The organism is Neobacillus sp. MER 74 (assembly GCF_023714155.1).
Genome location: NZ_JAMAUV010000009.1, coordinates 152,291 through 177,913, shown reverse-complemented (window position 1 = coordinate 177,913; position 25,623 = coordinate 152,291). Strand labels below are relative to the sequence as shown.

Annotated in this window: 26 protein-coding genes; 10 read left to right on the top strand and 16 right to left on the bottom strand. The window is 38.3% G+C overall.

Annotation, left to right across the window (positions count from 1 at the left end; genetic code table 11):
* Window positions 1-341 precede the first annotated feature (341 nt).
* The 4 genes from M3610_RS16730 to M3610_RS16715 all read left to right on the top strand — a co-directional run bounded on the left by M3610_RS16730 (window position 342) and on the right by M3610_RS16715 (window position 2,413).
* Window positions 342-548, top strand: a complete 207-nt coding sequence (locus M3610_RS16730) for a DUF1657 domain-containing protein (RefSeq protein ID WP_098576323.1) — start codon at window positions 342-344, stop codon at window positions 546-548.
* Window positions 549-621: 73 nt separating this feature from the next.
* The gene (locus M3610_RS16725) at window positions 622-1,095 is read left to right on the top strand and encodes a YhcN/YlaJ family sporulation lipoprotein (RefSeq protein WP_251460756.1); all 474 of its coding nucleotides are present in this window, start codon (window positions 622-624) and stop codon (window positions 1,093-1,095) included.
* A 20-nt stretch (window positions 1,096-1,115) separates the two neighbouring features.
* Window positions 1,116-1,538, top strand: coding sequence for a stage V sporulation protein AC (gene spoVAC / locus M3610_RS16720; protein WP_098576325.1), 423 nt, complete (start codon window positions 1,116-1,118; stop codon window positions 1,536-1,538).
* A gap of 14 nt (window positions 1,539-1,552) precedes the next feature.
* Window positions 1,553-2,413, top strand: a complete 861-nt coding sequence (locus M3610_RS16715; RefSeq protein WP_251460754.1) for a DUF421 domain-containing protein — start codon at window positions 1,553-1,555, stop codon at window positions 2,411-2,413.
* Window positions 2,414-2,814: 401 nt separating this feature from the next.
* Here M3610_RS16715 and M3610_RS16710 read toward each other — a convergent pair whose 3' ends face one another.
* Window positions 2,815-3,144 (bottom strand): hypothetical protein, encoded by a 330-nt coding sequence (locus tag M3610_RS16710; protein WP_098576326.1) that lies wholly within the window; start codon window positions 3,142-3,144, stop codon window positions 2,815-2,817.
* Between the two features lie 472 nt (window positions 3,145-3,616).
* On the opposite strand from M3610_RS16710, the gene M3610_RS16705 reads away from it, so the two are divergent.
* A complete protein-coding gene (locus tag M3610_RS16705) occupies window positions 3,617-4,060 on the top strand; it encodes a cell wall hydrolase (protein ID WP_098576327.1) in 444 nt (147 codons plus the stop codon).
* A 483-nt stretch (window positions 4,061-4,543) separates the two neighbouring features.
* Here M3610_RS16705 and M3610_RS16700 read toward each other — a convergent pair whose 3' ends face one another.
* Complete coding sequence (locus M3610_RS16700; RefSeq protein ID WP_251460752.1) at window positions 4,544-5,905, bottom strand: IS1182 family transposase; 1,362 nt, start codon at window positions 5,903-5,905, stop codon at window positions 4,544-4,546.
* Between the two features lie 429 nt (window positions 5,906-6,334).
* Entirely contained in the window at window positions 6,335-6,682 is a 348-nt protein-coding gene (locus M3610_RS16695; protein ID WP_251460750.1) for a metal-sensitive transcriptional regulator, read from the bottom strand.
* A gap of 191 nt (window positions 6,683-6,873) precedes the next feature.
* Between M3610_RS16695 and M3610_RS16690 the strand changes: the two genes are divergently transcribed.
* The gene (locus M3610_RS16690; protein ID WP_180230179.1) at window positions 6,874-7,035 is read left to right on the top strand and encodes a hypothetical protein; all 162 of its coding nucleotides are present in this window, start codon (window positions 6,874-6,876) and stop codon (window positions 7,033-7,035) included.
* 121 nt (window positions 7,036-7,156) lie between these two features.
* On the opposite strand, the gene M3610_RS16685 is transcribed toward M3610_RS16690, so the two are convergent.
* Window positions 7,157-7,804: a TetR/AcrR family transcriptional regulator gene (locus M3610_RS16685; protein WP_251460748.1), complete on the bottom strand. Its 648-nt coding sequence runs from the start codon at window positions 7,802-7,804 to the stop codon at window positions 7,157-7,159.
* Window positions 7,805-8,077: 273 nt separating this feature from the next.
* On the opposite strand from M3610_RS16685, the gene M3610_RS16680 reads away from it, so the two are divergent.
* Entirely contained in the window at window positions 8,078-8,239 is a 162-nt protein-coding gene (locus M3610_RS16680; RefSeq protein ID WP_180230178.1) for a hypothetical protein, read from the top strand.
* 43 nt (window positions 8,240-8,282) lie between these two features.
* Here the strand turns inward: M3610_RS16680 and M3610_RS16675 are convergent, their stop codons facing one another.
* Complete coding sequence (locus M3610_RS16675) at window positions 8,283-8,849, bottom strand: DNA-3-methyladenine glycosylase I (protein WP_251460746.1); 567 nt, start codon at window positions 8,847-8,849, stop codon at window positions 8,283-8,285.
* Window positions 8,850-9,011: 162 nt separating this feature from the next.
* Here M3610_RS16675 and M3610_RS16670 point away from each other — a divergent pair, with 162 nt between their 5' ends.
* Both M3610_RS16670 and M3610_RS16665 read left to right on the top strand, forming a co-directional pair.
* The gene (locus M3610_RS16670) at window positions 9,012-9,833 is read left to right on the top strand and encodes a Cof-type HAD-IIB family hydrolase (protein WP_251460744.1); all 822 of its coding nucleotides are present in this window, start codon (window positions 9,012-9,014) and stop codon (window positions 9,831-9,833) included.
* Between the two features lie 161 nt (window positions 9,834-9,994).
* The gene (locus M3610_RS16665) at window positions 9,995-10,585 is read left to right on the top strand and encodes a hypothetical protein (RefSeq protein ID WP_251460742.1); all 591 of its coding nucleotides are present in this window, start codon (window positions 9,995-9,997) and stop codon (window positions 10,583-10,585) included.
* A gap of 94 nt (window positions 10,586-10,679) precedes the next feature.
* Here M3610_RS16665 and M3610_RS16660 read toward each other — a convergent pair whose 3' ends face one another.
* The 4 genes from M3610_RS16660 to M3610_RS16645 form a co-directional block, all read right to left on the bottom strand.
* Window positions 10,680-12,152 carry a sodium:solute symporter family protein gene (locus M3610_RS16660; protein ID WP_251460740.1) on the bottom strand — a complete coding sequence of 491 codons (1,473 nt, stop codon included), beginning with the start codon at window positions 12,150-12,152 and terminating at the stop codon, window positions 10,680-10,682.
* Complete coding sequence (locus M3610_RS16655) at window positions 12,152-12,349, bottom strand: DUF3311 domain-containing protein (protein WP_098575351.1); 198 nt, start codon at window positions 12,347-12,349, stop codon at window positions 12,152-12,154. The genes M3610_RS16660 and M3610_RS16655 overlap by 1 nt, the downstream gene beginning before the upstream one ends.
* A gap of 114 nt (window positions 12,350-12,463) precedes the next feature.
* Window positions 12,464-13,648 carry a M20 family metallopeptidase gene (locus M3610_RS16650; RefSeq protein ID WP_098575350.1) on the bottom strand — a complete coding sequence of 395 codons (1,185 nt, stop codon included), beginning with the start codon at window positions 13,646-13,648 and terminating at the stop codon, window positions 12,464-12,466.
* Window positions 13,649-13,663: 15 nt separating this feature from the next.
* Window positions 13,664-14,911, bottom strand: a complete 1,248-nt coding sequence (locus M3610_RS16645; RefSeq protein WP_251460789.1) for a Zn-dependent hydrolase — start codon at window positions 14,909-14,911, stop codon at window positions 13,664-13,666.
* Window positions 14,912-15,196: 285 nt separating this feature from the next.
* Here M3610_RS16645 and M3610_RS16640 point away from each other — a divergent pair, with 285 nt between their 5' ends.
* On the top strand, window positions 15,197-17,044 hold the full coding sequence (locus M3610_RS16640; RefSeq protein ID WP_251460738.1) for a helix-turn-helix domain-containing protein: 1,848 nt from the start codon (window positions 15,197-15,199) through the stop codon (window positions 17,042-17,044).
* A 57-nt stretch (window positions 17,045-17,101) separates the two neighbouring features.
* On the opposite strand, the gene M3610_RS16635 is transcribed toward M3610_RS16640, so the two are convergent.
* The 7 genes from M3610_RS16635 to M3610_RS16605 all read right to left on the bottom strand — a co-directional run bounded on the left by M3610_RS16635 (window position 17,102) and on the right by M3610_RS16605 (window position 25,477).
* Window positions 17,102-18,424 carry a uracil/xanthine transporter gene (locus M3610_RS16635; RefSeq protein WP_396953653.1) on the bottom strand — a complete coding sequence of 441 codons (1,323 nt, stop codon included), beginning with the start codon at window positions 18,422-18,424 and terminating at the stop codon, window positions 17,102-17,104.
* A gap of 24 nt (window positions 18,425-18,448) precedes the next feature.
* Entirely contained in the window at window positions 18,449-19,282 is an 834-nt protein-coding gene (locus M3610_RS16630; protein WP_098575347.1) for a DMT family transporter, read from the bottom strand.
* Window positions 19,283-19,442: 160 nt separating this feature from the next.
* Window positions 19,443-20,378: a manganese-dependent inorganic pyrophosphatase gene (locus M3610_RS16625; RefSeq protein WP_251460734.1), complete on the bottom strand. Its 936-nt coding sequence runs from the start codon at window positions 20,376-20,378 to the stop codon at window positions 19,443-19,445.
* 106 nt (window positions 20,379-20,484) lie between these two features.
* Entirely contained in the window at window positions 20,485-21,342 is an 858-nt protein-coding gene (locus M3610_RS16620) for a GNAT family N-acetyltransferase (RefSeq protein ID WP_251460732.1), read from the bottom strand.
* A gap of 14 nt (window positions 21,343-21,356) precedes the next feature.
* Window positions 21,357-22,610 (bottom strand): GNAT family N-acetyltransferase, encoded by a 1,254-nt coding sequence (locus tag M3610_RS16615; protein WP_251460730.1) that lies wholly within the window; start codon window positions 22,608-22,610, stop codon window positions 21,357-21,359.
* Between the two features lie 115 nt (window positions 22,611-22,725).
* Window positions 22,726-23,934 carry an iron-containing alcohol dehydrogenase gene (locus M3610_RS16610; protein WP_251460728.1) on the bottom strand — a complete coding sequence of 403 codons (1,209 nt, stop codon included), beginning with the start codon at window positions 23,932-23,934 and terminating at the stop codon, window positions 22,726-22,728.
* A gap of 19 nt (window positions 23,935-23,953) precedes the next feature.
* The gene (locus M3610_RS16605; RefSeq protein ID WP_251460726.1) at window positions 23,954-25,477 is read right to left on the bottom strand and encodes an aldehyde dehydrogenase family protein; all 1,524 of its coding nucleotides are present in this window, start codon (window positions 25,475-25,477) and stop codon (window positions 23,954-23,956) included.
* Window positions 25,478-25,623 lie beyond the last annotated feature (146 nt).

The window sequence follows — 25,623 nt, the reverse complement described above, 5'->3', positions numbered from 1 at the left end:
CAAGATAGTCCTTATGCATACTCCGTCTACCTCATTTTTATTATTTATTGAAAAATACAAACTGCTTCAATACTCCATTTCAAAATAAAAAAGCATACCAGTCCATGCTTCTCAAAAGGAAAATTCCCCTCGAATTGTAAAATAATTGTGCTTTAATCAGTTTTTAAAGGTTCAACTGTCCAATTTACACTACCTCCATCCCTTGATTTGCCAAGAGTATTATTTCCTAAAATTTAATAAATATATAATTCAAATTTTAAAACCTTTGTATGAATAAATATCTCAATCCTCATACATTCTAAGAAAGGTTCCAAACAAAAAAACTATAGGAGGTGATATTCATGACAGTTATTAATGACGTTAAGACAGCTCTAGCGGGATTAAAAAGTGCACAGGCTAGCTTTGAAACTTTTGCTCTCAGTACAGATAATCAACAAGCAAAGCAACTTTACCAAGATGCCGCTAACCAAACTCAATCCGTTGTAGACAGTATTGAGCCACGTGTTCAAGAAATTGAACAAGAAGAACCTCAATACAAACAACAATAATAAATAAGGTTAAAAAAGGTTGGTTGAGTATTCGCCAGCCTTTTAATAATGGATAAAAATCAGAGGTGATTTCATGAAAGATAACATAACAAAATTGAAAATTTTTCTCTTGATTTTTACAGTTATTGGATTTGGATCGGGTTGTAATAGTACTCAAAATCAGTTGGTTGAGGATAATGATCATTTGAGTATTTCACAAGTACATACCAGCAAGCCAATCAACCAATCTGTCGCTAATCATACAAAAGAAAAGATTGTCATGAAGGAAGGAATTTCTGATGTAAAGGCAGTCAATATGGATAAAGACCTTTTAGTAGGGATAAGGGTTGACAATTTTGATCGTTTTCAATTAAAGAAAATTAAAAAGGAAGTACAATCTGACATAGAAAAAATGTATCCAAATCATCAAGTCACCGTTTCGACTGACCAAAAAATGTATTGGGAACTTGATAAACTAGAACAAAGATTAAAAAAAGATAACACGACGATGAAAAAATTAAAAAAGGATATTAATAAAATCAAAAGTCTAATGAAGGAACAAACGTAAAGAGGATAGGGGGTGTACCGATGTCAAATAATCAAAAGAAACAGTTATCACCTGTTCAACAGGAATATCAAGATATTCAAAAACAACGAGAAATAAAAAGGCCAGTAGTTAAAAATTGCTTCAAAGCATTTTTAATAGGGGGACTTATCTGTCTAATTGGTCAAGTTATTCAAAATTTATATATATATTATTTTGATTTTACAGACCAAACGGCTGGAAATCCAACAGTGGGAACGTTAATTTTTATTGCAATGCTTCTTACAGGTTTCGGAGTGTATGATCGAATTGCACAATTTGGAGGAGCTGGAACAGCAGTACCTGTTACAGGGTTTGGGAATGCCATTATATCAGCAGCCATTGAACATCGAACCGAAGGATATGTGTTAGGTGTTGGTGGCAATATGTTTAAATTAGCCGGTTCCGTGGAGTATAAAGGATTTTAAGGGAGGGTCTACTAATGCCTCTTTGGCTGAATGTTGTTTTTCGAGTTATTTTGTTTATGATTGTTCTGTTTTTTATCACAAAACTTCTAGGCAAAAAGCAACTATCCCAACTTTCCTTCTTCGAATATGTAACAGGTATTACAATAGGAGGAATTGCAGCAGTCGTGATCCTTGAAGTAAAACATAGTATCATTATAGGAGGATTAGCCATTCTAGTTATGGCAGCTATACCATATATAGGTGGTCTTATTGCTTTAAAAAGTAAAAAATTCCGTGATTTTATAGAAGGGAAACCAACTATCTTTATTAAAGATGGAAAAATTATGGAAGATAACTTAAAAAAGGAAAGATACACAACAGATGAATTACTAGAATTACTCCGAAAAAAGGATGTTTACCAGGTTTTTGATGTAGAATTCGCGATATTAGAAGCAACCGGTGATTTATCCGTCATGTTGAAAAAGGAAAATCAACCTTTAACAGCAAAGGATGTAAACGTATCGGTTGCATCAATCAAGGAGCCTCAAAACGTGATTATGGATGGCGAAATATTGGATGAACCACTTTCGACAATTGGACGAAATCGAGCTTGGTTACATATCGAATTGGAAAAGCTGGGGGTAACGATTGAAAATGTTTTTCTTGGACAGGTAAATTCTTATGGGGAGTTAACGGTTGATCTTTTTGATGATAAATTACAAGTGGCATCTCCTCAAGAAAGACCTTTAATTTTTTCGACCCTGAAAAAATGTCAAGCGGATTTAGAAATGTTTGCCCTTGGAACAGAAGTAAAGGAGGCTAAGGAAATGTTTACTAAAAATAGTAAAAAATTACAGGAAGCCATTGATAAAGTATTTCCAATTTTAAAAGGATAATACATTTAATTGAGGATAAATAAATAAAGCCCTTAGTTCCAATTTTGGACTAAGGGAGAACTTTCTTTACGATTTTAGTTAAATCAATTTTTATTTATATTGTGTTTAATGGAGCCGTGAAAATTTTAGGGAAATCGGCAATTGCAAAGCTTATCCCTCCAGGTAAACAAATGCTTTCTAGGATTGATTGTTTCTTCTATACTCATTGATTGGTTAGCGCCTTTAAGAAATCAATTTTCGCTCCCTAGATATGGGGTGTGTTCATATTCTACTTAGATTTCCTTTCCTGGTCCTAATAGCTGTTCTTGGTAGTGCTAAGAAATTTTTGTGAAATTCCTGTTTGGGTATTTCTAAATTACAAGCCATTTGGATAAGTTCAATTATCAAGTTCTTCTAATGTGTCATTTTTCCTGACCTAGTATTTCAATGTTAGAGGATAACTCACCTATCTTCCTCACATCAGATTCATCATCTTCTTTACAAGGTTGTGATTCTCTATATAACAGTTTATACTGATTATATAGATTTTGAGCTTTCTGATAGTGATCAAAGTCTTCTTTTAAATCTGCCACTAATTTTCCTTTTAATTCGTTGTATGATTCTTCCCATTCCTCTAAACTTTTTAGATCAAATTGTTTTGAAAACCTCGGTTTCATTCTTTCCCAATCGGAATAAGTATCATTGCACCAATCTAATAACTTTTCAAGATATTGTTTTTGTTCTTTTTCCATTAATATCCCTCACTTAGTTAAATTTATATTTATTATTCTTTCAACATATAAAGAAAGCATTTTAGGCAGTATCTCCGATTAAGACGAGACCAATCGTTTAGATCCACAAAGCTGACTTTTCCAGGAATAATACTCAAAACAAATGGACATCTCTATGTTTTCCTTCAAAAAACAACTCCCCATGATAATTTGATCTTCATGAAGACCTTTAGCCTATACTACGTAAAACTTTTGTCCTAGGTGTAGGTGTTTTCGTTAAAATTTATTTATTTGGGCTAAATTACCAAAAGTAACATTTGCGTGGAAACAACATACATGTAGGTAGAGCCACTCTTTTTATAACAAACAGGCAAGATATTAATTCTGATAATAAAAAAAAACCTTGAATCCAACAAGGGTTTCTCGTGATTTATTAGATAAACAATAACATGAATGGAGGCTTTTTTTCATATTATATTTTTGGGGTGATAAAATGCCAAGAGTAAATTATAGAAGTCATGAAGTAGACGAAATGGCAAGGATGATGAGAGCAGAGGCCGAAGGTGAAGGAAAACAAGGGATGTTATATGTTGGAAATGTTATAGTGAATCGTGCAGTAGCAGACTGTTTAGACTTCAAACAAGTAAGATCGATTCATGATGTAATATTTCAAGTTCAAGGAGGAAATTTTTCTTTTGAAGCAGTTCAAAAAGGAAATGTTTTTTATCAAAGATCAAGAACATCTGAAAGAAGATTAGCAACCCAAAATTTGAATTATTGGAGAGATTTCCCGGCGAAATATGCACTATGGTATTTTAATCCAACGGCGCCTGCGTGTCCTCCTACATGGTACGATCAACCTTTTGCTGGTCAATTTAAAGAACATTGTTTTTATGAACCAAAACCTGGAACATGTGATAGTGTTTATAGAGGTTAAGCTTGAACTTTGTGTAAGATTTTTACATATTTAGGATATTTACACAAGATTAAATAAAACTTTTAGTAATATTATTGACAAGTGACACTATTTGGTAATACTAAATACTGGTGGTAAGTAATACTGAATATCAGTAACAAAAATACCTGATTTACAGAGTACTAAAAAAATATAATTTTATATATAGAGAGCACAGTTGTCCTGTGTAACTATCAACGCCAGTGTCTATAACAGCAATAATAATATGTTCATCCCCTTTTGTGATATCCCAGCCTGCTTCTGCTTGATTGGCCGATAAGTTCCATTGGTATTGTTCTCAAATTTCTTATTATCATCCTCGAATTTTGATACATAAAGAACACCGTTTGAGAACAAACGGTGTTTCAGATTGTAGACAAAATGCATTCGAATGAGCTCATTCGAATGCCTTTTTTTGTTAATTTGCTCGTAAGAGCAAAATTTAGACCTATCCTATGCATATTTCTAGGCAATTTCTGGACTTTTCCATGTCCAGTTGGCCATCTTTTTCAAATTCATGGCAGCAAAAGTAAGCATCGCTTGCATGGACAATTTTTTTAGGCCTCTTAAGGTTGTCCAACGCATACCATGCTTTTCTTTAGCATCCGCAAAGACACGTTCAATCGTTTCTTTACGTCTTGCGTAAATGCTTTTATTCTCTTGTGTATGACGAAGATGGTCCGCTTCTTCTATGTAATGTTCCCACACATGCCGCTCAATCAATTTTTTATGTTCTTTACTTTGTGTGCATTCGGAAAGTAATGGGCAATTTTTACAATCAAGAGGATTAGAAAAGTATTGACGCTTTCCATTCTTCGTCGTCGTTGCATATTTCAGAATTTGTCCTTGCGGACAGATATAACAATCGTAGTATTCATCATAAACATACTCATGTTTTTTCATATAACCATCCTTTGTGCGTGGACGTGTATACGGTAATGCAGGAGTCATATCATTTTCAAAAACGAATTGAGCAATAGCAGGTGTTTTGTATCCAGCATCAGCAGCAACAGCTTCAGGTTTCCCTTGGTTTTGGATGACTTTCTCAAGTAGTGGCTCGAATATGACGCTATCATGGATATTCCCTGGTGTTACAATTGTGCCAAGGACAAAACCATTTCGATCTGAAGCTGCATGAAATGAGTATGCGAATTGTTTAGTTCGTTCGTCCTTTACGTAATAACCACTTTCTGGGTCAGTCGTACTTTCTTTAATTTCTTTTAATTCCTCTTTATCAAATTTATCGGGAGGAAATGGCTTTTTTCCGTGATCTTCGCGGTCTTTATTAATCTCGTCTTGTAAACGAGCTTCATAAGCTTTCGATTCTTTTCGGACAACTTTCTTCTCGAATTTACGCTTATTCGCACTTGCTTTAACATGTGTGGAATCAATAAATACGTGTTCGCTACTAATCAATTTCTTGTCAGAGGCTTCCTTCAAAATACGATAAAAAATCTGTTCAAATAAATCTGTATCCTTAAAGCGCCGCTCGTAGTTTTTACCGAATGTTGAAAAGTGTGGTACCTTGTCATTAAAGCCAAAGCCAAGAAACCAACGATATGCCATATTAGTTTCAATTTCCCCAATGATTTGACGCATGGAGCGAATACCGAAGGTATATTGGATGAAAGTCATCTTAATCAATACTACGGGGTCGATACTCGGGCGTCCCCGTTCAGATGAATACAAATCTTGAACGAGTGAGTAAATAAATGAAAAATCAATAGCAGCTTCAATCTTTCGAACCAAATGATTCGCAGGTACAAGCTGATCTAAAGCTATCATTTCTATTTGGTCACGATTCATCTGTGTATTTTTAGTTAACATTTCATCCACCTCATTTATATGTCTGTATCTTAATTATACAAAGGGCTGTTATATAGGTCATTAGTGATTTTATAACTTTGTTGATTGGAGTGGAAGGCGGCGAAGACTCCTGCGGGAGTACGGGACAGGGGAGACCCCGCAGGCGCTGAAAGCGCCGAGGAGGCTCCCCGAACCGCCCGCGGAAAGCGAAGCCGCCTGGAACGGAAATCAACAGACTAGTTTAATGAGCCAAACAAAAAAGACTGTCGATTTAAAACCCGAAATCCTTCGGATTTGTCGACAGTCTGAGACCTCAATTTTGAGGTCTATTTTTTAAAAAAGTTGGTTTATGCGATTCGCTGATTAAACTCAAAAATTCGCCAATTGAACCCGATAATTTGCTGGGAATAAAAAAAGAACATACCAAAGGCACATTCTTCGTCGAAAAAATTATTTTTTCATTAATTTTTGTATAGTAATTAAAACCTCATCCAAGACTTCCAAATCACCTTCCTGTAATCTTTCAACAACACAGCTCTTTAGATGTCCTTCAAGCAGGATTTTGGCAACACTATTTAAAGCGGACTGAGTGGCCGATATCTGGTTAATGACATCATCACAATATGTATCTTTTTCAATTAAGCCTTTAATCCCGCGAATTTGACCTTCAATACGGTTTAATCTTGTGACAAGATTATTTTTCACTTTATCGGAATGATGACTTTTACGATCACTTTCATCAAGTGAGCAGCAAGGATCATCAATAAGCTCATTTTCCTTTCCGACTTCATTTGACATTGCTCCGCCTCCTTTTTGAGATGATTATATCATACACCATTTATTTTCATTTCACATATGAATGATATATAAAAATATTTGACTGTAATCCATAGAAATATTTTTTAACTTTTCTGATTATTTATTCTAGCTTTATTTCCTTATCTTCATATATAATATTTTCATAACTATTTTGAAGGGTGTTGGTTAATTTGGCAAACAAAGCTGATGTGAAAAAAATCTCTGTTAACTCAACAATTTCATTAAAAGGAATTGTCAAAGCCATTTTCAACGATACCGTTCATGTGCAGATTGGCGGTAAAATTATCACGCTTCCAGCATCTGAATTGCTGATTGAAAAGCCTGTCCAATAGTTCATTTATCTTGTAAATCCAAGCAATAGCAGTAAATTAGTATTTTACTAAAGAAAAGCCCTTCACATCTTTTGTGAAGGGCTGTTAAAATAAGCAAAAATTATTTCCAATCATTTATGATCTATTCTTCATCGGAAACACGCAATTGCTCTAATACATCTGGTGGAAATACCATCCGGCATATAACTTTTGAAATCTCTCGATAGTCTGTACTTTTCCCACTAACGATTACGGTTCCGTGACTATTCTCCACTAAAACTAATATTGACCAAGCGACAGCTTCTAAATCCAAATCCTTCCACGTTAATCCATTTTCTTCGGCTTGCTTTAAACCGAACAAAATTTTTGAATAAATTTTCCTTCGTGCTTCACCTAAAAATTCAGCCAGACCAGGGTCTTTCAGCATCAATTCAGGCAGGACGCGCTGCAGACCTAACTCACTTAGTCGTTTATTATGAGCTTCTAATAATGATGCTAACAATGATTCCGGATCCCTTGAAACCCAGCTCGGTTCAGGTGGGAGAAGCTTGTCAATTTTATCTTCTAATACCGACATTAATAGCTGGCGTTTATCAGAGAAATACCGATAAAAGGTTCCGGTCGCCACCCCGGCATGGGCTGCGATTTCCTTAGCCGTCGTTTGCTCGTACCCACAAGAAATAAATAGATGCAATCCACTTTCAAGCAATGCATTCCTTTTTTGCTGAGCCCTCTCCTGCTTTGGGAGAAAAGGGAATTCACCAATTAATAGGTCATCATTGTCCGGCATTTTATCACCTCATTTATATCATACCACTTTTTTAAAATTTGAACCACAGTTCATGTTTTCGTTGACAGACCCTTCTCTCCATGCGATACTTGAACTACGGTTCATGTTAAATTGCTATTATTGTATAAACACCCCTTTACAAAATAGTTGGATCGTAACATGACCGATTTTTTATTAAATAATCCTCTATCTATGCAGGAATTCATTATATTTTTCCGAATAATTTAATGTAATAATAATTATGCTTCTAACATTTCGAAAGGCGTTGATATTGTGGCAAACCAATCTGAATCCAAAAAAATCTCTGTTAATTCAACCATCTCCTTAAAAGGAATTGTAAAAGCCATTTTCAACGATACGATTCATGTTCAAATTGGTGGTAAGGTTATTACATTGCCTGCCTCTGAATTCGCAATCGATAAAACTATAAAGTAATTTGTATAGTAAGGAAGCCCACCACGGTAGTGATGGGCTTTTCTCATTGAGTACTTAATTTCTGGTAACAAACACAGGACTCGATATGGTCATTCACCATTCCAGTCGCTTGCATAAATGCATAACAGATAGTCGAGCCAACAAACTTAAACCCGCGCTTCTTTAAATCCTTACTTAATTTATCACTTATTTCCGTGACTGCAGGAACATCTTTCATTTCTTTAAAGTGATTTTGAATTGGTTTACCACCAACAAAGGACCATATGTACTTACTAAATGAGCCAAATTCGTCGACGACCTTCAAAAACGCATGTGCATTGGTTATAACAGCTTTGATTTTGAGTTTATTTCTGACAATTCCTTCATTATTTATTAGTTCCTCGATTTTCTTTTCGTTATAGCGTATAATTTTTTCAGCTTCAAAGTTATCAAAGGCCTGTCGATAGTTCTCTCGCTTCTTTAAAATCGTATACCAGCTAAGACCTGCCTGAGCCCCTTCAAGATTTAAGTATTCAAATAAAAGTCGGTCATCATAGACCGGAACTCCCCATTCATGATCATGATAGTCAATATATAATGGATCCTGATTTACCCAACCACAGCGATTCATTATCAAGATTCCTCCCATACTCCCTTTGATTGTTTCTTTAGTATTACATATTTTTTCAAATAGAAAAACCTCCCTCAGCAAAAAGGAGGCTAAAACAAAGTTTTTATCCTATTTTTATAGTAAGATAAGAGTATATATAGTAAAGAAAGGACTCAGCTAAGAATGAATTATAAAATGATTGTTTTAGATCTCGATGATACGTTACTACAGGACGACCATACAATTTCCCCACGGACAAAGAAGGCGTTAATGGATGCCCAGGAAGTGGGAGTTAAGGTCGTATTAGCATCAGGGCGACCAACCTATGCCATGTATGATATTGCTGAAGAATTGAATTTAAAGAAGTACGGAAGTTTTATTCTTTCTTTTAATGGGGCAAAAATAACAAACTGTCTAACCGGTGAAGAGCTTTTTAGCAGCACTTTGTCCCCTGAAACCGTACATCACCTCTACGATTTAAGTCGTCGTGAGAATGTTTGGATACATACCTATGTCGGCGACACCATTGTAACCGAAGCCGGGAATCAATATACCGATATTGAGAGTGAAATTACTGGTTTAGAAATCTTTGAGGTTGACAGCTTAGTAGATTCTGTGAAAGAACCTGTGGTTAAGGTGTTAATGCTTGAAGATGAAATGAAGCTTGCCAAAGTGGAGAAAAAACTTCAACAGGAATTAGCTGGTCAACTAAGTGTAATGCGTTCAAAACCTTTCTTTTTGGAATTCACCGAAGCAGGTGTAACAAAAGGTACGAGTCTCAACCACTTGATTGGACAACTCGGAATTAAACGCGAAGAAGTTATTGCTATAGGAGACAGCTACAATGATTTAGCAATGATAGAGTTTGCAGGACTTGGTGTAGCCATGGGCAATGCACCAGCCGATATTAAGGAAAAAGCTAATTATGTGACCGACACCAATATGAACGATGGTGTGGCAAAGGTCGTTGAAAAGTTTGTGTTGAAATCAGTACAGCTAGTGTAAATTAAAATTCATACATCAAACGCATGTGGTTTATAACAAAACCACATGCGTTTTTTTGTAAACAATGCACCAATTGCCTCTGACCTAGCCCAATCATGTCCCCTCTTATGAATATTAAGCATAAAATATCACATTCAAAAACATAAAAGGCGGAGAGAGGTATGGGATTATTCATCAACAAAAATCATCATCCGGAGGTCTACAAAAATAAAGGACAGCTGCAAACAAAAAATCAGATGATTTCAAGACAGGATTTTCTGTCAGAACTCGTACAAGAACAGCAAAAAGCGAATACAGCACTTAATAAAGCGTTATCTGAAATAGGCTTACAAACACAGTTACAAGAAAAAACACAATTCACTCAATGGAACCATATTGAATCACAGCTGAATGATTTACGTAATCGTTTGGAACGAAGCGAGGCTGTGAATCATCAACTTGTCAAACAAATGAATGAACAATTGGAAATACAAAAAGAGGTTTCAGAAAAAATGACGAAACAAGAGAAGTTTCAAGGGGGAGTTTTACTGCGCCTGGACAACCAAGAAGCACTAATGGACAAAATCTCCCGGCAAATCAATCATATTCGTTCGATTTTGTTTGAACGAACAAATTATTTAGCCGCGAAAATAGACGATGGCTATAAAATTACCTCTTCCTATGTGTACAAATTAATGACAGGAACAGAGCAGCCATTAACATTTTTGTTGATGAATCAAAAGAAAGAAGAAAATCACACACAAACAGACTGAATCCACTTAACTTTACAATTAACCATGTTCCAAAATAAAACACCTCCAGTCGTCAAATCACATCGACATTGGAGGTGTTTATATTGATTTTTAATTAAGCCACACGCTCATTCGTGTTATTAGAGGTTGCAGATTTTGTTACGAAACTAACAGCAAATGTAACTACTAAATTGATAATTAATGCGATAACACCCACATTTAGATCCTTAACAAATTGCGGTAGTGCAGGGAAAAGAGTCCCAACAGTTGAAGCACTGATTGTAATGTAGGCAACCGTAAAGACCCCTACTGCGATACCTGCGAAAGCACCTGCTTTTGTAACTATATTGTTTTTCGCTAAGCTGAAAACCAATGCTGGGAACAATTGTGTAACAAGACTGTAACCCATTAATAACAAGGTTACTAAAGTGTCCCCGCCCTTAAATGTAAAGTATAAAGCGATAATTGCAACAACTGGTACTAAGTTCTTAGCTAATTTAGAAACTTGAAGGTCTGTCGCTTTTGGTACAAAGACCTTATAGACGTTTTTCGCTAATAGAGTAGATGCGGACATCATAATCATCGAACCTGGAACAATTGCTGTTAATAGACCAGCTGCACCAATTAACCCAACTACCCAAGGATCAAACGTCTGCATTGAAAGTTTTAATAAGGCAAGGTCACCGTCTGCCCCTTCTAACCCTTTCACCTGTAGGATGGCAGCAAAACCAACGAAGAAGACAAATAATAACACTAACTGATATAACGGCATGATAATCGCATTCTTACGGAAAACCTTTGAACTTTGTGCAGAATAAATGGAACCGAAAGTGTGCGGCCACATATAGAAACCAAGTGCCGTTAATAATACAGTTGATATGAACCAGGAAACACTTAAACCAGTTTCAGGCATAGCAAGGAATCCCGGTTTTGCAGCTTCAATTGCTTCAAACATTGGTTGGAAACCGCCATAGTAATGAATTGGCAGATAAATCCCTAAGAATAAAACAATCCCCAAAATCATGATATCCTTAATAACGGCTGTCCATGCAGAACCATGGATTCCTGAGATCATTACGTAAACCGTTACAGCAATAACACCAATCCAAATCGCTGCAGTGGATGAGATCGAACCACCTGAAGCTTCAGCAACGATAATCCCTAAACCTTTTAATTGAAGGACAAGATATGGAATAAGCGCTACTACGCCAACTAGCGAGACAAAAACACCAAGTAACGGGCTTTTGTATTTACTAACAAAAAAATCAGATTGAGACATTAAATTGTTATCTTTTGCATATTTCCAAATTGCAGGAAGCAACCAATAGGACATAATATAGGCTAAACAGCCGTATCCTAGAATATAATAAGTTGGGCCTCCTTTACCATAAGCCCAGCCGCTTCCGCCTAAGAAAGTAAACGTAGTGTAAATTTCCCCTGCCATTAATAAGAAGACAAAGATGGTGCCGAAGCCGCGGCCCCCAACAGACCATTGTTCAAGACTCATATCCTTCCCTTTTTGAGCTTGAACTCCGAGGAAGATGGATAACGCTAAAAATCCGAAAATGATAATTAATGCCGTATTCATTAGATCTCCTCCTCCTTATTTGCTGGGTCCATTTTAAACACAAGCGCCATAATTCCTGAAGTAATAACTACCCAAAGAACAATGTAAAAGAGAACAAAAGGCATTCCGAACACGTAGGGAGTGACCTTATTGACGAAAGGAACTCCGCCAAGTAATCCAATAAATGGTATGATTGCAAGAAGTTGATGTAATTTCATAGATAAACCCCCAATATTAGTTTATATTGATGCCTTCTTTCTATTTATATAGGCGGACCTTCGTGGAACCTTTTTTCTATATAAATTCCACGAAGGAACTAAATTGCGTATTTTTTAAGCTAAAAATTTAAAGGTCGCATGCAGGAACGTTTTTACTCCAATTTCTAGTGCGTCTTCATCGATTGTAAAACGTTCGTGGTGATGTGGATAAGTAATACCTTTCTCCTCATTACCTGCTCCAACATAAAAGTAACAGCCTGGAGCTTTTTCCATAAATGCAGAGAAATCTTCTCCACCCATATTTGGCCTCATCATATCAAGTGCCTCTTCACCAAATACTTCTCGTACGGTTTCTTCAATGACTGCAGTCACTTCGTTATCATTGATGACAGGGCGATAGCCAAACTCATATTTGAATTCGTAAGATGCTTCATGTGCTTCAGTAATACCCTTGACCACGCGTTCCATTTTAGCTGGAATCGATTCGCGAAGTGTTGAATCAAAGCTTCGTACAGTACCCCAAAGTTTTACAGAGCCAGGAATAACATTATGAGTTGTTCCTGCAAGAAATTGGGTTACTGAAATAACTAAACTATCTAGTGGATCCGTATTCCTTGAGACGATATGCTGAAGGTTGGTCACTACTTGCGCTGCGACAGCAATGGAATCAATTGTTTGATGTGGAAGTGCGGCATGCCCGCCTTTACCATTCACTGTAATCCAGAACGTATCGGGTGAAGCCATCATCGGACCGTACACAACTCCAACTTTGCCTTTTTCAATTGGTGACCATAAATGTGTCCCAATTACTAGGTCCACTCCGTCCATGACTCCTGCTTGAACCATTTCTTCCGCTCCACCTGGGAATAACTCTTCCGCATGCTGGAACAAGAAACGAACTTCACCTTTAATATGATCCTTTAATCCTGAAAGAATTTTTGCGGTACCAAGCAGCATCGCGGTATGACCGTCATGGCCGCATGCATGCATTACACCTGGAGTTTGGGAAGCAAATTCAAAAGTGTTCTCCTCTTGAATTGGCAGGGCGTCCATATCCGCACGAATTGCAAGTGTTTTACCTGGTTCAGCACCGATTAAGCGAGCCACCACACTTGTTTTAGTCGGGCGGGAAATCTCCAAGTTTCCAAACGATTGTAAAGTATCATAGATGAATTGCGAGGTTTTTTCCTCTTGGAATGATAATTCAGGATTTTGATGTAAATGCCTTCTCCAGGCAATGACTTGTTCTTTTGTTTCTTCTGCTAGTTGATTAAGATTGACTGTTGTAGTGATACTCATGCTCGACATCTCCTATTAGTTTGTTGTTATATTCACTTTTTGGACCGCTAGACTTAGAACTGTATGATATAGAATATTTGCTCCGTCTCTGCAGTCTTCTTTTGAACTCCATTCTGCTGGGTCATGACTAATTCCATTCTTGGAACGGATGAAGATCATCCCCATTGGACATAGGTCCATTAATTGCATCCCGTCATGACCTGCGCCGCTTGGAAGATAATTACTTTCTAAGCCTAATGTATCAAAGGCGTCTTTTGCTGCATTCTTTACGATATTAGAACATGGAGCCGGTGCAACCCGCTGTAGATCTTCAATCGTTAACTTAACACCTTGATTCCTACAAATTTGCTCGGCCTGTACTCTAATCTTTGCCTCTACCTCATCGCGAACGACTTCACTAATATCACGAAGATCTAAAGAGAATTCAACCCGACCTGGAATAATGTTGATTCCACCTGGCTGCACCTGAACTTGTCCAACAGTGCCAACGGTGGTTCCAGTCTTTGCCGCTTCTTCCTCAATCACGAGCATAATTCTTGCTGCAGTTGTCAATGCATCATGTCTGATCGACATCGGTGTGGCTCCTGCATGACCAACTTCCCCTTCTAAAATAAACTTAAGCCATAATGGACCAGCTAATCCTGAAACAATCCCGGCTGAGAGATTTTGTCCTTCAAGTACTTTCCCTTGTTCAATGTGAAGTTCGACATACGCCTTCACTTCTTCAGGCTTGCGGGCTGCTTTACCGATCGCTTCCGGCTCGAGACCATTTGCGACGAATGCATCAGCAATTGAGATCCCCTGTTTATCTTTATTAAGTAATTCTTCTTGTGTAAGTGTCCCAGCGATCCCCCTGCTGCCAATCATTCCAAAACTGAATCTTGCCCCTTCTTCATCGGTAAAAGCAATGACTTCAATTGGATGTTCTGTCTCAATCCCTTGCTCATTCATGACTTGAAGGGCTTCAACAGCCGATAGAACACCAAGCGGTCCATCAAAATTCCCGCCATTAAATACTGAATCGATATGTGAACCTGTTAATACCACTGGCGCGTCAGGGTTTACCCCTTCCTTCCTGCCTATTAGGTTTCCAACTTCATCCTCACGTACTTGCAAACCAGCTTCTCTCATAAATGCAGCTACAAGATCTTTAGCTGCTCGTTCTTCTGGAGTGAAAGACAAACGAGTGACACCATCAGATTCGGTTTTTCCAATTTCACTGAGAAGTTGCAAACGACCCCATAATCTCTCTTCGTTAATCACTGCTTCCATCCTTTCTGCCACATTCCTACTTGTTTAACGCTTTAATAGAATGGCGTGTATTATTAATGTATTTATAATTATAGAACTTATCAGAATATTTGTTATGTTATTTTTCACAAAATTCTTAACAAACAATTTGTGTAAAAACACAAATAAATAACAAATACCATCCTAACTCCTTATAATTCCTAACAAAAACCACACATTTTATTATAGAGTTTGTTACAATAAACAAAAGATATTAAATTTTTCATATTATTCTAAGATCATTAAATTGTGAGGTGCATGATGAAAGAAACACTTAGCCATCGTCAGTTGCAATCATTAATCCATGTTTCCAATGTGTTAAATTCATCACTAGATATTGATACGATTATTGATTCCATTATGGTTCAAACAGTGTCAGTTATCGATGCAGCGCACGGGGGGGTTCTATTCCTATATGACCCTGGTCAAGATCTGCTCATTCCAAAGTCAGACAGCAACTTTACATCTGAAATTACAAGGGTAAGATTGAAACCAGGTGAATCGATGACAGGCTTAGCTTTTTCCGCGCAAAAATGCTTAATATTTCACAACCGGACAGAAGTTGAAAAGGCAACTGCCACATTATCGGAGAGGAATCATGCACTCATGGATCAATCGATTCCCACGCTGCCTTATTCAACCATTTGTGCTCCAATCTTATCAAAAGGAGCATGTATTGGTGTGATTACGCTTGACTCCTTTGATTCGTCGCTTCACTTTATTCCAGAAGATATACACCTTCTAACAGCGATTGCCCATCAAGCAGCTGTAGCACTTGAGAAAGCAAACCTTTATAGTGAGCAAGAAAAAGCCGTAAGACAGTTGGAAGATTTAAATAATACGATTTCAAAACAAAACGAGATGTTATCCCGCTCCGTTGATATCCATAATCGATTAGCTGCACTTGTATTGCATGGCGAAGGTCTCGATTCAATAATCACCTATCTGCACGATACATCCGGGAACACGGTCTTATTATTTGATGACCTTGGTGAGTTGATCTCTTCCGCTTTTAAAAGCAAACTGACCGACGATGAATTATATGCCATTCGAGATTTAGCACAGGACTCGATTCGAACACCTGGTAACGTCCGTTCATTGCTTGAAACAAACATAGATAAGGAAAGGCATTGTATTACCATTCTTCCCATTGGAGCAAAGCCGACTCTTTTTGGTTCACTTATTATCGTTTCCCCTGAAAAGATGCGTGATGTAGAAATTGCTGCCTTAGAGCATGCTTGTACGGTCATCTCACTTGAATTAGTAAAGGAGCAAGCTATTTTTGAGGCACAGGAAACAATCAATGGAGAACTCATTGATGTTCTATTTTCCGGTAAAATGGATGGCAACATCCTTCAAAAAGTAAAACAGCTGGATTTCGACCCATTAGGGGATTATTTAGCTGTGATGATTCGACTTGATGAAATGGACAATACTCCTAAAAAGAACAGTATCATCCGCCATCTTGTCCAAATGGCCAACCGGGTATTTTTAAAAAATCCGTTAAAAGGAATGGCCGTACGGAATCACGATCAAATTGTTGTTTTGCTAACTTTTCAACAAAAAGCTCCCTCCGCCTATACACATCAGCGCGTGAAGGAACTTGTTTCAAAATTTCAGCAGGAAATCCAGATAAAAAATTGGGGAACAACGGTTTCTATCGGGATCGGCAGAATCCATTCCAGTTTATTAAAGGTTACGAAATCCATGCAGGAAGCAGCGAAATGCTTACAATTCCTACAAAGCTTTGGAGGAAGAAATCAGGTCATCAGTTATAAGGAACTTGGGGTTCAACGACTTCTCCTCCAAAATACTGAGGAGGAACTCATCGATTTTATTATCGAAGTGCTAGGACCGCTATTTGAATACGATCAATCTCGAAAAGGAGAACTCCTCCCTTCGTTATTCGCCTATCTTGAACACAATCAAAATGCGAAGGAAGCAGCAGAATCCATCCATGTTCATACTAACACTCTGATGTATCGCTTAAAACGGATTGAAGAGATTCTTTCTACTGATTTATCTGATAGTCAACAATTTTTAAATATTCATCTTGCCGTCAGTCTCTATCCTTTTTTAAAAGATAAGCTGACACAACAGGTGTAATATTGATATCAAATAACTAGGCGCCCCTATTTTTTTAGGGGCGCCTTTCACTACTCTTTAACTAATTTTTCTTTCTGAACTTTGCATAGGGTTCTCTAGTTTAGTCCAATCTATAGTATTTTCTAGGACAATCGCTAGCAAAATTCCTACGAGTAAGCCGCTAGATAGCAGTGGTTGAACCAACATTGGCAGCGAGGAAAACATTTCAGACGGAATATTCATGATGGCAATTCCCAGCAGCACTGGAGCCGCAATACGATAGATCGTTCGCTGGTTAAAAAGAATGCCATTCAGATTGGTAAGTGCACCGCTGAAAAGTTGTAAATAAGCGACAAATAAAACTGCATCGCCTACACTAATTGGTAATGATGAAAACAGGTTGCTTAATGCAGGGACCAAGCCAAGGACAATAAACAAAGCTCCACCAATGATGATAGGTGCCCGCTCAAATATAAGAGTAGACTGTAAAAATCCGAGCGAAGAAATATATGGCGCATATGGAACCATCCCAAACAGCCCCGAAACAATCGAATTTATCCCGGTTAGCACAAATGAGCGTCGGTATTGGTTATCTGTTGTTGAAGTCTTTAAGATGGGCTCAACCCCTCTTATCGACGCCATGGTATTCGTTGTATTAACTAAACCAGTGATCACCGTCATAATAATGAGACCCAAGCTAAAACTAGGTTTCCCCCAAGGAAATAAATGAAAAAATTCCGTAGACGTACTCACATTCTCAGTTGTTGTTGGGAAAAATAAAGCGTGAATCACCCACCCTGTTACAATCCCAATGAGGATGGAAAAGTTCCGAATCACACCAGGCCCCTTCAAATTAATCCAGACAACAAGGATGATTAACAGGATTGATAATCCTGCGGTTGGAATATCAATCTGTTCGCCATTACCTAAGCCAAGCATTCCTTTGGTAAAAATGACAATCAGTTGGCTAGCAAGGAGAAAAAGGACCGTACTCATCACAACGGGTGTGAATAAACGCTTTAATACTGTTCCCATCCCTAACACACCAAGGATCATAACTAGAACTCCTGAACCAATAATCCCGAGCGCAAGTCCACCCCCTAATTCTTCCAAACTAATGCCAGCGGAAGAAGCCGATGCACAAAGACTTAAGATGGCCCCCCACCACAAGCCTGATTGCCCCTCCATCAAGGGATACTTATGCCCAAACAATGCTTGCAAGATACAGGCTGTCCCTGTATAAATAAATGCTCTTTGCATCGAACTTGCTACTTCCCCTGCTGATAAATTAAAGGCATCTCCAATCGTTAACGGGATGACCACAGTATTTGCAAACATGAAAAATAACCATTGTAGACCGGCCATGAACATGGTGGTCGAGTACTTTCGGCTCAACTGCACATTCCTCCTTTTTATATTACTTCCTTAAACCACCGTAATAATAATTCCTAAAATAGTAATCACACATGCCGTTAGCTTCGCAGGAGTGATACGCTCCTTAAAATAATACCACGCCAAGAATACAGCAAATAATGGTGAAGTGAAAGCCAAGGAGACAACCAGTGTTCCATCAGCAAACTTTAAGGCTGTAAACAGGCAGACCCATTGGATGATGACGGTGAGTCCTCGTAAACTTAGATGTTTATGCAGGCTCGGAAACCATACTTTTGGACGATAAATCAGATAAGTAATCAAAGCAATCCCACAAGCCCGGTAAAAATAAAGTGTCACTGGATTAACCCAGCCATGAACAAGTAATTGCTGAGAAGGGACCATACTCACACCAAAAACAATCGCTGAAGCAATCCCTAATAAATTCCCTGGTTTCCGAAGCTCAAGAAATGGGGTCAGCGGGTTGCGGCCTTTTAAATTTAAGAAATAGACGCCCACCATAATAAACAAAACAGACACGAGCACAAATGGATGGAAACCATACAGAATAGAGTTTGGTATAAACGTGAACAATGGAGTTAAAGCCATGTAAACTGAAAGGACAGATACCTCGATTTTGTTCATTGCTTTAAAGAAAAGCAAATTTCCGAGCATATCCAGCAGGACAACCAAAATTAATAACGAAATCGAGATCGCGTTTGCTTTGAATAAATAAAGCCATGGCAATGTTAAACCAAGAAACACACCAATGTAGGCAAATGAAGTAACAATGAAACTATTATTATCCTTCATTTCTCCAACAATCTTCTTGGCATAAAGCGCATTTAGTGCATTAAAAAAAGAACTGATTAATGACAAAAACAGCATGCGAATTTTCCTTCCTCTTGTTGAATTTTAAGATAATTTCGGTTTTCTAAATATTTAATAGATTACAACAAAAGATTGTCGAAGGAAAGAAGGAATTTATTTGTCTAGTATGCTAACTGAAAAAACCGTCCATGGAAATCTCCATGAACGGTCTATTTTACTATTCACCTTTAGTAAAAATATCAGTTAAAACTGGTACAATTTGCTTTTTACGAGAAACAACACCTTTTAATGTAGCCGTGTTATCCGCTAGTGTTACATTATAGGCTTTTTCAACGGCAGTTGTTTTACTTCCTAACGCTAAACCAACTGAATCATTTGTTAAAATATCTGTTACCACGAACAAGAATAAGTCTAAGTTCTTTTCTTCGATAATGGTAGTGATCGCTGCTTCTAATTCCTCTTGGCGAGCAAGAACATCGGCAGTATCAACGACATTCACTTGAGCAATTTCTACTTTACTTGAACCCATTTCAAATCCTTTTGCGTCTAGACTTAAGAGTTCAGAAATGGATTTATCGCGAACATCTGCCCCAGCTTTGAGCATTTCAAGTCCATAAGTATCAGCGTCTACTCCAGCAATTTCAGCTAACTCGCGTGCTGCTGCCACATCCTCTGGCGTACAAGTTGGAGACTTAAATAATAAAGAGTCAGAAATAATCGCAGAAAGCATCAAACCTGCAATTGGTTTACTGATTTCTTTATTGTTTTCTTTATACATTTTATTTAAGATCGTTGCAGTACAGCCTACAGGCTCGCAGCGGTAATACAATGGATCGCTCGTTTCGAAGTTCGCAATACGGTGGTGGTCAATAACTTCTAGGACACGAACATCCGCGATATCATTGGCACTTTGCTGGCGCTCGTTGTGATCGACTAAAATAACTGAATTCACTTCACTAGCTACCGCTTCAACCAAACGTGGAACCTCTGCATTGAATTGGTTAAGCGCAAATTGTGTTTCCCCGTTAATTTGTCCTAAACGGACAGGTTCAACATCCATCCCTAATTGTTTTTTTAAGTCTGCATAGGCAATCGCAGAACAAATTGTATCGGTGTCAGGATTTTTGTGACCGAAAATAAGTACTTTTTCCATTTGTATTTCTCCTAGTCCTATTATTTTATGTAGGTCAAGCCCAATCGACCTGAGATTGGCCCTAACGAAAATTATATAATAATATGATTAAGGATTCAAAAAATTTTTATTGATTCATTTTTTTGACCATTTGGACTTGCTCTGTTGTTTTTACAAAGCCTAAATCCTGCAATATTAAAATGACAGGATTAGATAATGACGCATTTATGATCATGAAATTAATGGGATTCTTATTTTCTCTTGTGATCGTACTCAATATTGACTTAATCGATTCCTCTTTCAACTCAGCGAATATTTCAAGCTGATAGAGCACTACCTTCTCCAACTGCCCTTCTTGATTCCAAACCCTTTTGAATAAAGAGTAGCCTATTGGATTCTGATTTTCGTCATAATAAATCTGCGCTTCCCCTGACTTAACACTCTGCCACTGACACTGCCAAGGAAGATTTTCTTTGTAAAAATGGTAAGTTTGGAGCTGTTCGGGCTGAATCGATTCGTGTGAAATCGATGCGGCCTTCAAGTCTACTGTACCACTAAGATAAACAAGGGAATCAGTAATTTCATAGCCAAATCGTTGATACAATCGTATGGCCCTTTCATTTTCCTTTATGGCTTCAAGTGTGGCAACTTTGACTTCCTCTTCAGCATACACGTTTAAGGCTGCCTCCATTAACAACTTGGAAATACCCTTCCCCCGGTATTCAGTAGCAATTCCTGTTCCCCCATTCCAGGCTGTTTTTTGTCCGTCGATGACGCGAAAACCATTTAAAACAATCGCTACTGGTTTTTTTTCGTCAAAAGCTACCAATGAATGTTCTAACGATAAGCCTTCATTTACCAACCGGTTATAGAATAATTCAGGTGTCATTTCTAATTGCACAAAATAGCCTTCAAACCCTCGATTCCAAGCCGTTATTGTATCTTGGATGGTACATTCTGTTAATTTTTTAACTGTACAATTCATATGGTTCTCCCCCTCTAAAATGCAGATATACATTTTGGCTTTTCTGTGGTAAAAAATAAACTATTTACTGTGTTTAAATAAGTTGGATTTGACAGCTTTGCTTTTCCAAATTGATACAATTCTTTAAATGTAACCACACCCATTAATAGTGATGAAAAGTCTGAAACATCTAAGGAAATTTCTACATCATAATCACCATTCTCCAACACTCGAACCCATCCTTCGGTAAAATGAAGAATCAGTTCACCATCGTTCTGGGGCAGCATGGTGTCAGTAATCTCCACCTTAACTTTTGCAGTGATAGAATTGAAATTATGGTCCTTTAAATCTTTAAAAATTCCTCTGGTATCTATAATTCGATACATTAAACCCACGCCTGAAATATTACTTTCATGATAGACACTTGGTAAAAGATTATCGGATCCATTCCGTGGGTCATCAATCAAAAAGTGGACATTTTCTTCTTGTGTATTCCATACTATTCGATCGACTTGATCAGTTTGACTATGAAGGAATGTACTCATTTCTAAGAGCGCCTCTGGTGAATCGTAAATAAATTCTTTGATGACCAAGTCATTGAAGACGAAATTCGTTTGACTCCTTTTTTCAAATGAGAATAATAGATATCCTTTGATTTTCTTCCCATCATCGAACCCTATCATTCTATTTTCAAGATTACTAAACATCCCATCTAATTCAGCAGTTGTTTTCAAAAACAACCCATTGGTTCCCTTTGCTATTCTGGTATAACACTCATTCACTTTTTCTTTGTCCTCGGAACCTAAAAACCTAAGATGTAATTTACCGTGCCCCTTTGGAAAACTTTCGGGTCTGATACGATACTGATGCATTTTCGGCCCATACCCGAAGCCCATCTTCTTATAGAAATCTGGTCGGAACGGATAAAGCAGCACCATGTTTACTCCCTTTTCCAAAAAGATTTTCATAAAAAATTCGATTAGTTCTTTCGCACCTTTTTCCTTTTTATGTAAGAGATCAATGGCGACGAGACCGACCCCTCCAACCGGTATAATCTTCGAAAAAAGATTCATTCTATGAAAATGAAGCCTCATACCGCCTATTAATTTGTTATTTCGAAATAACCCATAATAATCAAGCGTGTCATCATTGGTTTGCCGTTCAATAAACCTTTTTAGGGTTTCTTCTTTCATTTCAGTTGACGGCTTCATAATCCCTGGATATGCGTTTGTAACGATTTCTATGTAATCTCTTAATTCCCTTAGATTCAATTTTCTTATTTCACTCACTAATTTCCCCACCTATATCTATGTCTTATATCCATAAAATAACAGGTCCTCCCAAAATAATCATTGAAAAACCATTATGATTTACAACACATCCATAATGGTTTTTACTGTTATCCTATTTTACTGTCAACGGAACCACCTTTTGTCCAATCGCTGCAATTAATTCTTTTGGCATAGGAAAGCTCAATGCGGCTGGATCCTTCATGACAGCTGGAATCGCAAGTTGTAGCGCCTCTTCGGTGATATTGAATTGCTTGAAATCTGCCGGTAATCCTACCTTATACTGAAGCAATTTAATTTTTCCAATCACTTTGGCTAATGCTGTTTGTGGAGTGTCCCCCTTTACGTCTACATTCAAGGCCTGGGCTAGTTCAGCAGCTTTAGGAAGATATAAATCAGGAACCAGCTCCATGACCACCGGTAAAAAGACGGCATTTGCGAGTCCATGCGGTATCCGGAACAAGGCCCCATAGGCGTGTGCCATATTATGGACAGGAATTGCGTTTAAGGCAAAACTAAAAGCGGTAATCCCCATCAAGCTTGCTTGTAATAAATCCATTCGGACATCAAGGTTCGAACCATCTGCAACGGCAATCGGCAGATTTTTTTCAATCAGGCGAATGGCGTGGAGAGCATAGGCGTCAGTTAGGCCCGTTGCTGTTGGCGATGCGAGGGCCTCAATGGCATGTGTTAAGGCATCAAATCCTGTAAATGCTGTAATCATTGGTGGAAGTCCGACGGTTAAATCCGGATCCAAGATCGCCATATCGGCATTAATAAATGGATTGATGATATTCGTCTTCATTTGGATATCTTCATTAAAAATAACGGCAATCGGTGAAACTTCTGATCCGGTACCCGCTGTTGTCGGGATAGCTATATGTGGAATTGGCATGTAGTTGGCTTTCGGAAAGGACTCATACAATAAGCCGCCTGGAATCGCCTCTTTTATATCTGTCAATCCTTTGTGGAGAGCGTATTTTACCCCTTTTACAGTATCAAGAACACTGCCCCCGCCAACGGCTAGTAGGGAATCGGCTCCGATTTCTCGTGCGTAGCGGACGGCTTCATTGATACATTGGCTTTCGGCATCCTGCTTAATATCTAAAAATTGCCCCACCAATTCAGGTCCAGAGCCAAGACCTGTCAGCGTAAAAATTTCGGCTACTTTTTCAACAATGCCTGCTGCCTCTAAGCCTCTGTCACTTAAGAGAAGTATGCGTTTAGCGCCCAGGCCTGCAAAAAGACTTGGGACCATCGCTCTTGAATTTGAACCGCTATATATTCCCGTACGTAACATAAACTGTGTTAAGGTTGTTTTCATATTCATCATCACCTCTTCATTAGTTTTGTCCAAACAGAATTCCATACCAATTACGTCGCTCTAACTCCGGTGACATCGATGTGTGTACATGCTTTACCTGGGTATAGGCATCGAGTGATTGCAGTCCCATTTCACGGCCAATTCCGCTTTGTTTGTACCCGCCAAACGGGGCATCACTACGGAGCATATGCCAATCATTTATCCAGACGACACCCGCTTGCAATTTTCTAGCGACTGCGTACGCTTTATTAACATCGCGTGTCCAGACTCCTGCGGCTAAACCATAAATGGTGTCATTCGCCATTCGAATCGCATCATCCAGGTCAGAATAGCGAATCACACAGAGGACTGGTCCGAAAATCTCTTCTTGGGCAATTATCATATCATTGGTGACATTCGTAAAAATCGTTGGTTCGATAAAATGACCTTGTTCACAGCCAGCTACCTTTATTTCCTTGCCTCCACAAAGAAGGGTAGCCCCTTCTTGTTTACCTGTTTCAATATAAGAAAGGATCATTTCCTTTTGCTTTTTTGAGATTACTGGACCAACATCGGTGGCAGCATCAAGTGGATTGCCGAGTTTTAATCTCCTAGTGAGGGAGACTAACCCTGCAACGACTTGGTCATAAAGCTTATCCGGGACAAAAAGCCGTGTCCCTGATTCACAAAGCTGTCCGGAATGGAGAAATACTCCAAACAGACTTCCAGGCAGAGCAATATTAAGATCGGCATCATCTAAAAGGATATTTGGTGATTTACCACCTAATTCCAATGTGGTTTTCTTAATTGTGCCAGCTGCAAGTCCCATAATACGTCTGCCAACCTCTGTCGAACCAGTAAAGGCCACTTTATCAACCTTTGGATGGTTAACTAAGGATTCACCGATTTCCGCACCCGGACCTGAAACCACATTGATTACACCTGAAGGGACCACGGCTGAAATAATTTCTGCTAGTTTTAGAGTCGATAGAGGTGTATAGCTGGCAGGCTTGATGACCATCGTATTCCCCATCGCTAGTGCGGGAGCAATCTTCCAGGTCGCTATCACCATCGGAAGGTTCCATGGAGTGATGGCCGTACATACTCCGATTGGCTCACGCCAAATAAAATTGTGGGCAGGTCCCGGGAATGGCGGAACAGGAAGTGTTTCTGAGAAGGAGTAGTCTACCGTAAAGTTGGCTAATGTTTGGAACAAGTCTACCATTTGCAGAACATCACTATTGCCAATTCGGCGTACCGTTCCGCCAGAACTTATTGCTTCCAGGTATGCCAGTTCTTCGGCATGTTCAGCAATTTTATAGGAAATAGCATAAAGTACTTTGGCACGGTCTTTTGGTTTCATGTTTCTCCAGTCACCTTGGTCAAACGCCGCGCGTGCTGCATTTACAGCGAGGTCTACATCTTCCTTCGTCCCTTTCGCTACCCTTGCAACTAGTTCACCATTTGCCGGGTTAAACACATCAAACGTTTCATGACTGCTTGCAGGTACCCATTTTCCGTTAATAAAGTGGGGAAATGTTTGGACATCTACCTTTACCGTCATCGTAATTCCTCCTATTCCGCCTTAAAGTACTCTCAACTAACTTCTGAAAATCTATAAATCTTCTTAAAGCAAACCTTGACTGCTAGCTGTTAATATGGTTCTTTTTTCCACCTAATTTCTCCTCTTTTTTTCCTTTACGGTTTGAT

Bases quoted from the DNA above. Each gene is read 5' to 3' on its own strand.
- M3610_RS16665 (WP_251460742.1), top strand. From the start codon at position 9,995: ATGGGATTATTCATCAACAAAAATCATCATCCGGAGGTCTACAAAAAT.
- M3610_RS16730 (WP_098576323.1), top strand. From the start codon at position 342: ATGACAGTTATTAATGACGTTAAGACAGCTCTAGCGGGATTAAAAAGT.
- M3610_RS16715 (WP_251460754.1), top strand. From the start codon at position 1,553: ATGCCTCTTTGGCTGAATGTTGTTTTTCGAGTTATTTTGTTTATGATT.
- spoVAC (WP_098576325.1), top strand. From the start codon at position 1,116: ATGTCAAATAATCAAAAGAAACAGTTATCACCTGTTCAACAGGAATAT.
- M3610_RS16660 (WP_251460740.1), bottom strand. From the start codon at position 12,152: ATGAATACGGCATTAATTATCATTTTCGGATTTTTAGCGTTATCCATC.
- M3610_RS16685 (WP_251460748.1), bottom strand. From the start codon at position 7,804: ATGCCGGACAATGATGACCTATTAATTGGTGAATTCCCTTTTCTCCCA.
- M3610_RS16625 (WP_251460734.1), bottom strand. From the start codon at position 20,378: ATGGAAAAAGTACTTATTTTCGGTCACAAAAATCCTGACACCGATACA.
- M3610_RS16675 (WP_251460746.1), bottom strand. From the start codon at position 8,849: ATGAATCGCTGTGGTTGGGTAAATCAGGATCCATTATATATTGACTAT.
- M3610_RS16640 (WP_251460738.1), top strand. From the start codon at position 15,197: ATGATGAAAGAAACACTTAGCCATCGTCAGTTGCAATCATTAATCCAT.
- M3610_RS16725 (WP_251460756.1), top strand. From the start codon at position 622: ATGAAAGATAACATAACAAAATTGAAAATTTTTCTCTTGATTTTTACA.
- M3610_RS16670 (WP_251460744.1), top strand. From the start codon at position 9,012: ATGAATTATAAAATGATTGTTTTAGATCTCGATGATACGTTACTACAG.
- M3610_RS16655 (WP_098575351.1), bottom strand. From the start codon at position 12,349: ATGAAATTACATCAACTTCTTGCAATCATACCATTTATTGGATTACTT.
- M3610_RS16705 (WP_098576327.1), top strand. From the start codon at position 3,617: ATGCCAAGAGTAAATTATAGAAGTCATGAAGTAGACGAAATGGCAAGG.
- M3610_RS16610 (WP_251460728.1), bottom strand. From the start codon at position 23,934: ATGAAAACAACCTTAACACAGTTTATGTTACGTACGGGAATATATAGC.
- M3610_RS16695 (WP_251460750.1), bottom strand. From the start codon at position 6,682: ATGTCAAATGAAGTCGGAAAGGAAAATGAGCTTATTGATGATCCTTGC.
- M3610_RS16650 (WP_098575350.1), bottom strand. From the start codon at position 13,648: ATGAGTATCACTACAACAGTCAATCTTAATCAACTAGCAGAAGAAACA.
- M3610_RS16710 (WP_098576326.1), bottom strand. From the start codon at position 3,144: ATGGAAAAAGAACAAAAACAATATCTTGAAAAGTTATTAGATTGGTGC.
- M3610_RS16630 (WP_098575347.1), bottom strand. From the start codon at position 19,282: ATGCTGTTTTTGTCATTAATCAGTTCTTTTTTTAATGCACTAAATGCG.
- M3610_RS16605 (WP_251460726.1), bottom strand. From the start codon at position 25,477: ATGACGGTAAAGGTAGATGTCCAAACATTTCCCCACTTTATTAACGGA.
- M3610_RS16700 (WP_251460752.1), bottom strand. From the start codon at position 5,905: ATGTTAACTAAAAATACACAGATGAATCGTGACCAAATAGAAATGATA.
- M3610_RS16620 (WP_251460732.1), bottom strand. From the start codon at position 21,342: ATGAATTGTACAGTTAAAAAATTAACAGAATGTACCATCCAAGATACA.